This is a genomic window from Candidatus Mycosynbacter amalyticus, from assembly GCF_025273655.1.
GTDB lineage: Bacteria > Patescibacteriota > Saccharimonadia > Saccharimonadales > Saccharimonadaceae > Mycosynbacter > Mycosynbacter amalyticus.
In genome coordinates, this window is record NZ_CP045921.1 from 427,510 (window position 1) to 439,899 (window position 12,390).

The window sequence follows — 12,390 nt, forward strand, 5'->3', positions numbered from 1 at the left end:
ATATATCCCCTAGTACTACTTGTTTGTACACCGAAATCGCTTATGCCTCGCAGGTGTTATACCTATCATAGCACCTCGTTTGCTGTTTGCAACTACTATATAGAAAACTATATATACTGCTGTATAATCATAGATAACGATGTATCATCCCCCATCTAAACGAGTGCGATTTTGGCGACGGTTTACGGTCGTGTCCGTGATGGCTATTGCTGTGGTGTTCGGTGTCGCAGTTTTGACCGCGATGACACTAGGCTATGGTTTCAGTAAGAAAGATGGACGTATCGAACAGGGCGGCTTACTACAGATGAGCAGTACACCGACAGGCGCAGCTATCACTGTGAATGGTACACCGTTTGGCGCGCAAACGCCGACTAAGCTGGTGTCACAACCGGGTAATTATGCCTTGACGATGAAAAGACGGGGCTATCAGACGTGGCAAAAAACAGTTCCAATCCAGGCTGGCAATATCACATGGGTGGCCTACCCGCGGCTCATACCGGAGAAGATTGAGGCCGAGCATACACTCTCGTATCCGGCGACGACCACAAGTGCGTTGCCGTCTGCTTCGGCGAAACGTTATGCAGTGCTTATGGCAGCAGATAAGCCGACCGTTTCAATAGCGACACTAGATAGCGATGAGCCAACAGCCAAGGAGTACACGTTGCCTGCCGAGATATATACGGCGCCAACTACCGAAGCTCTGGGCTCAAGCTTTGAGATCGAGTCCTGGACCGGTGACGAGAAAAAGCTGCTACTCAAACATACATACGGTATGGACAGTAAAGTCGAATGGATTGTGTTTAATGTCGATGCTCCTGCGGAATCGATTAATATCAATCGCTCACTTGGTATTGACGGCAGTGTGACGGTGCCCGAGTTTACCCGCAGTGACGGCATGGAGCTCTATGCGATTGTCGACGGCTCTGTACGTGTATTAGATTTGAATGATCAGACATTGAGTCACCCACTTGTGGATCATGCGGTAGATTATCGACTGTATGGTGATGAGTTTGTGCTATATGTCAAAGAACCCGTAGACAACCTGCAGGAGGTCGGATATGTGCGCAAGGATTACAAGCAGCCACGAGCAGTCAAGAAGGTTACGGCGGGCGCTGTGTCAGCGCAGTTTGACGTGGCAAAATACTATGACAAGTATTATTTCCTCATCTCACACGCACACGAAGCAGAGCTTCTCTCTAGTGCAAGCCTACCGGACGACACTACATCAAAGCTCACGCTCAAGCATGCACAGACATTGACACTCGATAATGATGTGATTGACGCGAACCTCACCGACAATGGGCAATTTGCTACGATCCAAGACGGCACCAGCTTCTCGACATTTAATCTCGAGATTATGAAACTGACCAAATCAGAGCTCGTGCATGGTAGTTCGGCAGTGCCGCAGAAACTTAAATACCTCGACGGCTACTTGCTCTGGGGAAGCAACGACGGCAAGCTACGCACTTACGAATTCGACGGTGAAAACCAGCACGATATTATGCCGCTGCTCCCCACTCTTGGTGCGACACTGAGTCCATCTGGTAAATATTTGTACGGTTTTGCACAAGTGGATGACAAGACCATCGCCCTGACGCGAGTGCAATTACTCGATATCAAAACAGACTAATTACTGAGCGCCAAATAGTCGCTCGAGTAATGTTGGAGAGGTGCCGGTAATCTCTGTAGTCGTGTTGGCGGGTGCCTGTGTCTCGGCTGGCTTGGTAGCGCCGGCTGGATCTGGGCTCACTTGCTTGGCAAACACGAGCAGGCGTTTTTGTGCTGTGCCGAGCGGCGTACAGGTGATGAGGGTGATAACAGGATCGGTACCCGTGTAGTTGAGGGCATTGATTTCGGTTGGGGCCACGACTTTGATGTCGTAGACTTTGTAGGTATAGCGCTTAGAATTGTAGTTGATATACACGACATCGTCGATTGCTAAGCGTTCGAGCTGGACGAAGATAAATTTGTATGCGCCACTGTCGGTCCAATCACTGCTAGAGTGTGCCGAGAAGACGCTGTTGCCTACTTCGCCGGGAACGCTTGATGCGCCTGGATATCGCACGTGTGCGATGCCGTTGCTCATAGCTTCAAGTTGCTCTGTGTTGCTAGGCCCGACATTCATGACGATGGGGGCATCGACATTGATCTTGGGGATAATCATTTTGGTGTCCGAACCCACAGGTACATCGGCGTTTGGGTCGACGATGATGTTTTGGGGTTCAATCGCGCTAGGCGAAACGTACGCTTTGACGTTGGCGATGAGAACTTGATTGTACTGCAGTAGCGCAAACACTATAACGACGCTGAGAGCTGCAGCTATGGGAATAAAATGACGGCTGCGACGGACTTTGTGTGCCCTGCTTGAGGCCTGGTTGATAATGTTTTGACGCAGTTCGTAGAGTGCTTCGTCGCGTGTCAGCACGCCATCGTCGTCTGGTTTAGTGGTAGTGTTTGGCTCATCGGACGATGAGGTATCGCTAAAGTTGTTGCTGAGCTTTTGTTTGACGGCACTCACATAGTACTGCTCATAGTATTTCTGATAGTACTGCTGCCAGGCACTGTGGTATTTCTTCCACTCGTCTGCCTGGGCGAGGCTCGGACTACCGTGCGTTTTGTCATACGGATCTGTCGAGTTGTCAGCCGATGCCATGGCTTGGCCGGCTTGTGCTTTGGTTTGCTGCGACGTATCGGCGCTGACCACTGGAGTAGTGTGTGGCGTATTTTGGTCGGAATTACCAGCATAGATAGCGTCAAGTTCACCGCGAAGGATATCTGCAGCTGCTTCTCGGTGCTTGTCGCGCAGCGGCACGTGTACGCCAGCAGCATCCCTGGTGGGTACAGGAGTTGAACCTCTCGAAGCCGGTTGTTGTGAACGTGGATCCATACTAGTGTTTTACCTGTTTTTAGTATACAATACTTGATGAGTCAGAGAAAGGTATGGGTACCTTTTGATTATGCCGCGGTGGTGGAATTGGTAGACACGCCGGACTCAAAATCCTGTGAGCATTAGCTCGTGCCGGTTCAAGTCCGGCCCGCGGTACCATACAAGCAACCAGAAAAGATCACGCATGTCCGTGATTTTTTTATTGTCGATAGTCTGATTTCATATATAAAGATGGTAGAGGAGACGATCTTCAATGCGCATAGTGGCGTCATGTGTGCGAGATTTTGTCTGTCCTACGAGTTGACCAGCTAGGTATCTAGCTTGATTTGAACGCTGCAATACCTGGATTGCAGTGACTTTGTCGTGAGCGAAGAGGTTTGAAGCTCGCTTCTTGGTGGTAGTTCGCGGGCTTTCCTGGAGAAAATGCGCAGAGATAAGCCCCGGCCAGGAGGCTTGTATTTCCATAGATTTGTTAGGAACTCGGCGAGCTCTTTTGACATTGTCGAGATCGATTCTGCCGTCTACGACCATCACATAGCGAGGGTCGTATCTTGCCGTGTCCCCATCAGTTGCCTGTGTCTTAACTTGGATGCCATACGCATGATCTTCTCGGAGGTCAAGCGCTATGAGATCCATGTTTTTTTGATGAGAATTGCTCGACTCAAACTGCAGAGGGGCTGGCAATATGGCAATATGAGGATATTTTTTAGTGATTCCAAGCGCAGCAACATATGTATCGGCTTCTGTCATCTCTCCATCGGTTCTTCGTCCCTCCTCCCCTGCGATATAGGCAGAGTAGCCAATGGTATTTACCGCATCGGTACGCTCTTTCATTTCGTGCACTGTTCTTACGGCAACTTGCATCTGAGCTTCATGCACGACGTCTCTATGAATATGCGTATTACCACTTAAAACGCTATGCCAGATGCCTAATGAAGCCGCCGCTAGACTGTGGAACCCAAGAGATTGAAGAACTCGCCAATTTTCATCTGTTTCGACTACTGTGTCGAGAGTTTCGGCTGTTTGAAGTGAATGCATGAGGGCATTGAGCGCACGAGTGTAGCCTTGGACAAGTTTTGTTGCGCGCTCTGTGGTTGGTGTTTCACCGGCAAGCAGCGCGTGGAGCTCCGCTCCGAAGTGTAGTGACCAGTCTGCTGCTGGTTGCAGCGCGTTTCTGATCTCCGGTGACGCTCCTACAAAAGGCTGTACAGTCTCAGGATAGGCGTCGACAAAACGTTTACTTCGCATAGACACATGCTACTACAGTACAATGTAAAGGCAAATCGTTTATGTCTGTATGCTGCTCGCTAATGCCTCGAGCGGCTTGGAGTGCCAGAGTAGATAGCTTGCTGCTCGTGCAGCGGTATGGCCTCGCCATATGGCCATGGGACTATCCCATCTCTGTGTAACTACCTGTCCATCATGAGCAATCACCAATTGTCCCTGGTGCAGCGTCAGTACGGTGATTGGATAGCTGAGTGTGAACTTATGCAGATTTTCGACCAGTTGGGCAAGTTGCATGCTAAATGTCAGGATTTTGGGGTAGTAGACGTCTTGAAATAATTTTTGTAGCTGAGCAAATGACAGTACATAGAGAGTGTGCTCGCGCTCAACCATAACCGGTGCACTGCGTCGTACAAGATCTACTGCGTCACGTGTGAGGGTGATCCAGCCGGTATAGCTTGCGATGAAATCATCGTATACAACTGTAGTCTCGCTACTTTTGCCGGCGTCGCCGACGAGCAGTACGCCTGTGCTCCAGGCGCCGAGAGCCTGCATGTCACCAAGCGCGCCTTTGCTGAGGCTGCCCGATATATTGTTTGGTGCGAATACGGCGTCGGTAATACTGGCTGGGATAGCGCGACGCAAGATATCCGGCAAGAGCACCCGTACTTCCCCCGCCCAGGCATCGTATGCCGTACTATATGCTTCGGCTACGCCAGCAAACCCCAGCTTGTTGCCGCCAATCACACCGAGCCGGCCCCGTAAGTTTCGCTGCTCGGGGCGATTCCACTCGACGTTTGGGTAGAGCGGCTTGCTGGGCTCTTGGACGTGCCAATATGGGAATTGTTGCATAGTCCTACTATAGCAGTTATCTGAGACAAGGTCAGATGCAGGCTACAGCTGCACAATCGTCACGCGGTGAGGCCATGATGATGAGCCGAGCCAGTGGACACTGATATCGTGTGAGCCCGCTGGAAGTTGAATCATACCTGTTGCGCTGTCAAACCCAATGTTTTGCGACGGCGCTTTGCTCACGGTATATGTCACGGTATGAGCCTCACGTGTGAAACGCGAAATATTGGGTGAGACGTCGGTAGCGGTGACAGCGACTGGGATGTTGTCAACGAGAAGTGTCACGCCGGTAGGCTGGTCGCCATTAATAGTGCGATTCAATGGAGTCGTGTTCCAAACCGCAAGATCGATTTCAATTGTGTCACCCGCCTCGTATTGACTGTGCCAGCCAGACGACACAAGTGGCAATGGTAGCCAGTATGGCACGATAAACACTACGACAAGAGTAAGGACGATGTACAGCTTTTTCATAGCATGTACTGCTATTCGCTAAAACCGTTGATAGCAAATGCAGCGAGCACTACCAACATACCGAGTCCCGCCAATACGACGAAGATGAGAAATGCGAAGTACGCAATTGTCACCCCGTGTGGTGACGGCTTGCGCACTCCGGCGGCGTCGTATGCGGTAAACTGACGCAAAAGAATGCCTCTAACGCCTGTATCGATAAGCACGGAGATGAGTCCGAGTGTAATAAGGTTGAAGAGGCCATACGATGCGACGGTCGTAAACCAGCCGCCTTTGGTGATACGGGTACTATGTGCCAGTGCGTCGCTGGCTTTCATGTTTTGGGCAAAAAACGCAGTGCCCGCTAGCGAGTAGCGCACCGCCATGATGATGCCTGGGACAATAAGCAGGAGTGACCATAGGAATACTTTGACTACGATAAGTACTTGAAGCCAGAGATAGCTGCCAAATCTACTAAACAAGACGGAACATGCTTCCCCGAAGCTCACTGGTTTTTGGTTGGCCACGGCTGCTGCGCTGACGTCACGCAGACCGGTAAAGATCGCGGAGACGAGGAAACCTATGACAATAGCAACGAATGCAATGCCGCCGACCACTGCGACGAGTGCGATAATCTGTTCTGGAGATAAGCTGGGCGAAGCGACAGGCTCGGCGGGCGTAGGTGTAGGCTCAGGCCGATAGGGACCGTGATCAAATGCTGCGGGAATGGCATTACCGAAGATGCCGAATAGCGACAAGACGAGCATGATGATCGCGAGTACCTTGGCATACTTGAATAGCCCATCGATGCCACTTGCGGCGATAGTAAAAGGATTATTTTCGTAGGCAACTATCGTCTGCTTCTCGGTTGGCGGCAATGGCTGGCCGGTCTTGCTTTTATGCGCATGTGGAGCGGTTTTCTTGTGCGTAGTAGGTTTAAACTCTGGTGGCGTAGGCTGTGCCATGAGATGTCCTTTGCTTATGGTTTGCTTGTAGTATACCACTCCTTAGGCTATTTCAATACTCACCGGACAGTGATCCGAGCCCATTTGTGAGGCGTGAATTTCTGCACTTTTGATGCGAGGCTGCAAAGTTTTGCTTGCGAGCCAATAATCGATCCGCCACCCGACGTTGCGCGCGCGGGCATTGGCCCAGTGTGTCCACCAGCTATAATGACCGTTCCCCTGTGTGAAGATACGGAATGTGTCGACGAATCCTGCATCGAGAAAGTGCTGAAATCCCTCGCGTTCCTCGCTGGTAAACCCGTGCTTACCGACGTTTGGTTTGGGATTTGCCAAGTCATCCTCGGTATGGGCTACGTTGAGATCACCGCAGAAAAGTACCGGTTTTTTCTCCTCTAGGCGCTGCATGTAGGCGAGCCAGGCTTTGTCCCAGTGCTGATGACGAAGTTCAAGCCTGGACAAATCACCTTTGGAGTTAGGCGTGTAGACTGTCGCCACGATGAAATCTGGAAACTCGGCGGCAATCACCCTGCCTTCTCGGTTGGCATCACCATAGGTATCGCCACGCACGTCGTATTTTTCTAGGATATCATCTGGAAAACCATACCAGACATTCAGCGGCTCAATCTTCGAGAAGATTGCCGTGCCGCTATAGCCCGCCTTGTCGGCACTATTCCAGTATTCGTGGTAATCCGGCAGGTCAATCTCTACTTGCTCTTGTTTAGCTTTAGTTTCTTGCATACACAGTATATCTGGTTGGTGCGTGTCGATGAATTTGGCAAATTCGCCTTTGTTGATCACGGCTCGGATACCATTGACGTTCCAGGAGTAAAGCTTCATATGCATTTAGTATAACATTGATACCACATACTATTGAAAAATTTATGTCAAGGATGTATACTAAACAAGTTCGTGGTTAGAGCGAACACAGCAGATCCCTTACTAGGAGGCATGTTGCATCAGGCAACCTTCGCCGTCATTGGCGAACAATCAACAGGCAATCTTCAGGAGCTCGCAGTAACATGCAAGCATCCGACGACACTTCGGCATTGCGACGAGGAAACACGCACTCTCCGAATCGCCATCCTCGAGGATGGGCGACGTACCGAGTGCGAGGTGCTACTCAGTCCGAGAACACACTCGCGCATGAACGAGAGAGAGCAGCTGATGGTGTCCATCCAGGACGACGAGGGTCTCATGTCGGCGCTGATCGACGTGAAGCCGGGCGCACCACATCTGGTTCACCTCTTTCATCGGCATGGTGAGCGGCTCAAGGCGCGCGCAGCCATGATGTCTACTCGCCGCAGCACCGCTGCCTGACGCTCTACCCGGACGTTGGCGTCCGCTCTGCACTCTTCGTGAGTGCAAGAGCGGACGCCTCGTTCATTTTTCTAAGTATATAAAATTTGTATATGCATAATATTTATGCTATTGACACAAGATTGAGGGCTAGCTATAATCAGTAAACGTGTTTTGTTCCGATGAACTCATCCCGAGTTCACGACGAAAGGAAGTTATGTCGGATACACAACAACGTCTCGCTGTAATTGGCGGTGTCGAGAGTGCACTGAAGCGTTTGGCGCATATTAGCCCTAACGCGGCTGAGCACTCGATGATCCCAGTACGGGCTGATATCACGGTGTCGCTGGAACAGTTCGGTGCCGAAACTCCGAATGCAACTCTCTGCCTTAGGGGCTCTGTCGTCAAAGTGACGAAGGTTGACACACAAGGAAACCCCGCGTTGTTCAGCGTTCATAAGGATACCGGGAGGGGCAATTCGGCTCCGCTTGCGGTTATTAAACCCGCCAAGCCGAGGGGCTACACCCACAAAGTTGAGTTCTCCGACGCGGCCCTGCGTCATGGCGTGGTCGTACTGCACCCTGCTGAAGAGGCCTAAAGCCCCTCCCTTTACAGGGCGAGATGAATATACCCACGACGGATAACGTCGTGGGTTCTCTCTTAGTTGTATTTGATCGCGCGCTGCGCTTCCCTGTCCTGGTCGCGGCGCTTGAGCGTCTCACGCTTATCGTACGTCTTCTTGCCCTTGCCGATCGCGATCACGACTTTGATATGATTTTTCTTCGTGAGCATACGCAGCGGGACGATGCTGCTGCCTTGCTGTTTTTTGCTTTCGAGCGCGGTGATTTGCTTGCGGCTAGCCAGAAGTTTGCGCGGCTCGGTGTCAATGGTGCGGGCACTTGGATCACCCTTTTTGTTGAGCTTGAGGCTAAAGCTGGCGTTGTTGAGCCAGAGCTCGCTGCGGCGGATCGTCACGAATGAGCCTTTGAGTTGCACGTGACCATCGCGGGCAGCGCGGACTTCTGGTCCTGTCAGCACGATACCGGCCTCTAACTCGTCGCCAAGCTCGTAGTCAAACCGCACCCTGCGATTGAGGACGGCTCCAGATGTGTGCTTGGGGCGTTTTTTTTGTGCCATGATTTACCTATTGTAACACTTCTCGAGGTAGGCTGTGTATACTCGAGAGTATGAGTACATTCGAAGAGACAGCTCGCAAGATTCTCGCCGAGGCAGATGTTCGTATCGGCGGCGACCGACCACAAGATATACAGGTGCATGACAATAGGCTGTATGCGCGCGTTATCCGCGATGGAGATCTAGGACTGGGCGAAGCCTACATGGATGGCTGGTGGGATGCAAATCAACTTGACGTGTTTTTTGCACACTTGCTCCAGATCGACCCTATGAAGGCGATCAAACTATCACCAGGGCTTGTAGCAGAAATTGCTAAAGTGAAGTTGTTCAACCAGCAGTCGACGGGCAAGACAAAGTCAGATCTATCGCACCATTATGACATTGGTAACGAATTGTACGAGCAGTTTCTCGACAAACGTATGATCTACTCCTGCGCCTACTGGAAAGACGCGCGTACGCTTGATCAAGCTAAGAGGCCAAGCTCGATCTCGTCTGTCGCAAACTCGAACTCAAGCCTGGTATGACGGTGCTTGACATCGGCTGTGGCTGGGGCGGTTTTGCAATCTATGCGGCTGAAAAATACGGTGTGCATGTGACGGGCATCTCGCCGGCCATAGAGCAGGTGGAGTTAGCGCGTGAGCGGACTGCTGGGTACGATATCGATATCGTACAGAGTGATTACCGCGACCTGACTGGCACATTTGACCGTATAGTATCGATCGGTATGCTCGAGCATGTCGGTGGCAAAAACTATCGAAGTTTCTTCGACAAATGCGACGAACTTCTGGCTGAAGACGGGATTATGCTCCACCATACGATCAGCGGTAGCGTACCGTATCGGGCGGATATGTCGCGTTGGATGCGCAAATATATCTTCCCTGGCACGTATTTGCCCACGCTTGCCGAACTCTCAAGCGTGCCCGCTACGCAGTTTGCTGTTGAAGATGTGCAAAACTTGGGCGAGGATTATCACCGCACACTTCTCGTGTGGGACAGGCGATTTGTGAAGGCGTATCCCAAGCTTGATCAGGACAAATACGACGAGCGCTTCTATCGCATGTGGCGTTACTATTTGCTTATCTGCGGTGGTCTTTTTCACGCTCATTCACTCTATCTCTACCAAGTAGTCTATCGCCGTCAGCGCCCCGCGCCTACCTACCGCGCCCCACGCTAGTCTGCGAGCAGTCGTACGTATTTCTCGGCGAGTTCTGGATGCGATGCCATGCCGTTATGACCGTATTCGTTTACCTTGAGTGTGACGTGTGCGGGCCAGGTGTGACGCATAGCGTTTTTGATATAAATGCGACGATCGCGCTGCCCTACCGTGACGAGAATCGGCTTATCGATCAGGGCGACTTCTTCAAATACATTTCCTCGCATGACGACATTGCGCAAACTGCCATCGCGTGCCTGGTGCGGGACGGCCAGAATATCGGATAGGCTTACGGCTGGGCGTACGCGTCGGGGTGAGCGTGGCAGTAGTTTGATCGTGCGCCAGATAGAGCGACGAAACCGAGAGAACAGGAACGCGCGGTAGTGTCGCCCAGTGGCGGCGATATCATCGTGAGCCTCCTCTGGAGACGAAAACATCGGCGGATTGAACAGCACGAGTCTCGAAACATCGTCTGGGTGTGTTTGTGCATATCGTAGCGCAAGGAGCGTGCCCATAGAGTGTCCTACAAGCGCAAAGGGTCGTCCGACATGAAGTGTCGTAAGAGTGTGGTGGATAGCGGCAAGCTGATCGGCGTAGCCATAGTCGCTGTGACGCGGCTTGGGCGAGCGACCATGGCCCAGTAAATCGAGGCGTATCACCGTGTGATCTCGAGCGAGTCGCGGTGCAAGCTTCTTGTAGTAACGCGACGACGCCAGATAGCCATGGAGCATGACAACAACTGGACCTGAGCCCTCGATTTCGGCATGAAGCCTAAATTGTTTCATCATCAATATTGTAGCAAAGTCTCCAGCGTATCTTCATATTCGTGCGTGAAACTGTATAATCAAACTATGTATAAACGAGTATTAGTAAAATTATCTGGTGAGCAGCTCCAGGGTCGGTTTGAGAGCGGGTTTGACGCTGAGCGTGCCGCCTGGATTGCCAAAGAAATCAACAAAATTACAGACCATGATACGCAAGTTGTCGTGATGATCGGCGGCGGCAACTATGCGCGCGGCGCGCAACTAGCTGGCGGTGGCGTGCAGCGTGTGAGCGCCGACAATATCGGAATGCTTGCCACGATGATGAACGCGATTGCGTTGGCCGATGTATTCGAAGCGAGCGGTGTGCCTGCACGGGCATTGACAAATATCAAAGCAGATCAAGTTGTTGACCAGTTCACTCATCGTCGTGCACTGAGTCATTTGTCAAAAGGTCGAGTTGTGGTAGTAGCAGGTGGTATTGGCCGTCCATATCTCACCACTGATACAGCGGCCGTCAGCCTGGCACTTGAACTCGAGTGTGACCTTATTATCAAAGCCACCAAAGTCGATGGTGTCTACGATGCCGATCCTGTGTCGTATGGCGATGCAACTAAATACGACAAACTGACACTTCAGGAGGCGGTTGAGCGCCCAGATGTACGTGTCATGGACAAGGCGGCAATTGCCCTGGCGGCCGACCACAAACAGGCCATTCTTGTCTGCAAGTTGCTTACAGAGGGCAATCTCGCAGCGGCAGCCGCGGGTGAGCCAGTTGGGACAGTGATCAGCGTATCGTGAGCGTTGCCCAGCCGACGCTCGACGTCGTGATTCCCTGCTACAATGAAGCGCAAGACATCGCAAGATGCCTAGACCTACTGCTTGACCAGCGGAAAGAGTTGCGACGTATCATCGTGGTCGATAACAATTCTAGCGATGCTACGCCAAGTATTCTCCGCGACTATGCGACTCGTGAGCCGATCATCGACGTGCTTCATGAGACGCGTCAAGGTGTTGAGTTTGCACGCGACACCGGTATGGCGCACGCACGAGCCGATGTGGTGGCACGGATTGATGTCGACGCACGTGTGCAGCCAGGCTGGGCTCGAGCGTTACGTGAATTTTATGCAGCGCATCCCGATGTGCAGGCTGGCACGGGTGCCACAGAATATTTTGATCTACCTGCACGTCGTTTCACCAACATGGTGACCTGGTTTTTTATGACCATGTCAAATCAAGTCATGGCTGGCTCGGTCAATCTCTACGGTGCCAATATGTCGATTCGTCGCCAAGCGTGGGACATGGTCAAGGATCACTTACCGGGGCGCGACGCGCATGTTATGGAAGACCTGTCTATCTCGCTTGCGCTTGAAAAGCGTGGTCAGAAAATAGACTATATACCAGGGGCTATGGCGCACGTGTCGGGTCGCCGCATGCGCACGAATCCACGAGATTTCGCACGCTACAACGCTCAGTGGCCCAATACATACCGCGCTATGGGCTTTTCTCGCAAAGCGCGCGCCATCAAGCCTATGTCATGGCTCGGCAATATACTGCAATGGGGCTTGGCGTTTTTGCTGCGGTTTCACGATCCCGCTACTGGCAAATTCAGTATACGAACGTTTCATAACGGCTACGAAGGTCGGGAACTTCCCTAGCGGAAGTATGGTA

Annotated in this window: 15 protein-coding genes and 1 tRNA gene; 8 read left to right on the top strand and 8 right to left on the bottom strand. The window is 51.8% G+C overall.

The features are described 5' to 3' along the window. Window positions 1–139: 139 nt before the first annotated feature. Complete coding sequence (locus tag GII36_RS02335) at window positions 140–1,630, top strand: PEGA domain-containing protein (RefSeq protein WP_260764173.1); 1,491 nt, start codon at window positions 140–142, stop codon at window positions 1,628–1,630. On the opposite strand, the gene GII36_RS02340 is transcribed toward GII36_RS02335, so the two are convergent. Beyond that, window positions 1,631–2,887, bottom strand: coding sequence for a sortase (locus GII36_RS02340; RefSeq protein ID WP_260764174.1), 1,257 nt, complete (start codon window positions 2,885–2,887; stop codon window positions 1,631–1,633). A gap of 72 nt (window positions 2,888–2,959) precedes the next feature. Between GII36_RS02340 and GII36_RS02345 the strand changes: the two genes are divergently transcribed. Then, window positions 2,960–3,046 (top strand) — tRNA-Leu (locus tag GII36_RS02345). Window positions 3,047–3,106: 60 nt separating this feature from the next. On the opposite strand, the gene GII36_RS02350 is transcribed toward GII36_RS02345, so the two are convergent. From GII36_RS02350 to GII36_RS02370, 5 genes are read right to left on the bottom strand one after another with little or no spacing between them, the layout of a single operon-like run. Then, on the bottom strand, window positions 3,107–4,135 hold the full coding sequence (locus GII36_RS02350) for a hypothetical protein (RefSeq protein WP_260764175.1): 1,029 nt from the start codon (window positions 4,133–4,135) through the stop codon (window positions 3,107–3,109). Between the two features lie 39 nt (window positions 4,136–4,174). Further along, a complete protein-coding gene (locus tag GII36_RS02355) occupies window positions 4,175–4,963 on the bottom strand; it encodes a hypothetical protein (RefSeq protein WP_260764176.1) in 789 nt (262 codons plus the stop codon). Window positions 4,964–5,005: 42 nt separating this feature from the next. After that, a complete protein-coding gene (locus GII36_RS02360; RefSeq protein WP_260764177.1) occupies window positions 5,006–5,434 on the bottom strand; it encodes a hypothetical protein in 429 nt (142 codons plus the stop codon). A gap of 11 nt (window positions 5,435–5,445) precedes the next feature. Further along, window positions 5,446–6,375, bottom strand: a complete 930-nt coding sequence (locus tag GII36_RS02365; RefSeq protein ID WP_260764178.1) for a DUF975 family protein — start codon at window positions 6,373–6,375, stop codon at window positions 5,446–5,448. A 42-nt stretch (window positions 6,376–6,417) separates the two neighbouring features. Beyond that, complete coding sequence (locus GII36_RS02370; protein ID WP_260764179.1) at window positions 6,418–7,212, bottom strand: exodeoxyribonuclease III; 795 nt, start codon at window positions 7,210–7,212, stop codon at window positions 6,418–6,420. A gap of 72 nt (window positions 7,213–7,284) precedes the next feature. Between GII36_RS02370 and GII36_RS02375 the strand changes: the two genes are divergently transcribed. Both GII36_RS02375 and GII36_RS02380 read left to right on the top strand, forming a co-directional pair. Next, window positions 7,285–7,692, top strand: a complete 408-nt coding sequence (locus GII36_RS02375; protein ID WP_260764180.1) for a hypothetical protein — start codon at window positions 7,285–7,287, stop codon at window positions 7,690–7,692. Between the two features lie 148 nt (window positions 7,693–7,840). Next, a complete protein-coding gene (locus tag GII36_RS02380) occupies window positions 7,841–8,269 on the top strand; it encodes a hypothetical protein (RefSeq protein WP_260764182.1) in 429 nt (142 codons plus the stop codon). A gap of 62 nt (window positions 8,270–8,331) precedes the next feature. Here the strand turns inward: GII36_RS02380 and smpB are convergent, their stop codons facing one another. Continuing rightward, window positions 8,332–8,808, bottom strand: a complete 477-nt coding sequence (gene smpB, locus GII36_RS02385; protein WP_260764184.1) for an SsrA-binding protein SmpB — start codon at window positions 8,806–8,808, stop codon at window positions 8,332–8,334. Between the two features lie 50 nt (window positions 8,809–8,858). Between smpB and GII36_RS02390 the strand changes: the two genes are divergently transcribed. Both GII36_RS02390 and GII36_RS02395 read left to right on the top strand, forming a co-directional pair. Next, window positions 8,859–9,329, top strand: a complete 471-nt coding sequence (locus GII36_RS02390) for a class I SAM-dependent methyltransferase (RefSeq protein ID WP_260764186.1) — start codon at window positions 8,859–8,861, stop codon at window positions 9,327–9,329. Then, the gene (locus GII36_RS02395) at window positions 9,326–9,979 is read left to right on the top strand and encodes a class I SAM-dependent methyltransferase (protein WP_260764188.1); all 654 of its coding nucleotides are present in this window, start codon (window positions 9,326–9,328) and stop codon (window positions 9,977–9,979) included. Before GII36_RS02390 ends, GII36_RS02395 begins: the two co-directional genes overlap by 4 nt. Here the strand turns inward: GII36_RS02395 and GII36_RS02400 are convergent. Further along, window positions 9,976–10,746, bottom strand: coding sequence for an alpha/beta fold hydrolase (locus GII36_RS02400; protein WP_260764190.1), 771 nt, complete (start codon window positions 10,744–10,746; stop codon window positions 9,976–9,978). The two genes, GII36_RS02395 and GII36_RS02400, sit on opposite strands and share 4 nt — an antisense overlap. Before the next feature lie 63 nt (window positions 10,747–10,809). On the opposite strand from GII36_RS02400, the gene pyrH reads away from it, so the two are divergent. Next, on the top strand, window positions 10,810–11,520 hold the full coding sequence (gene pyrH / locus GII36_RS02405) for a UMP kinase (RefSeq protein WP_260764192.1): 711 nt from the start codon (window positions 10,810–10,812) through the stop codon (window positions 11,518–11,520). Then, window positions 11,517–12,377, top strand: a complete 861-nt coding sequence (locus GII36_RS02410; protein ID WP_260764194.1) for a glycosyltransferase family 2 protein — start codon at window positions 11,517–11,519, stop codon at window positions 12,375–12,377. Before pyrH ends, GII36_RS02410 begins: the two co-directional genes overlap by 4 nt. Window positions 12,378–12,390 lie beyond the last annotated feature (13 nt).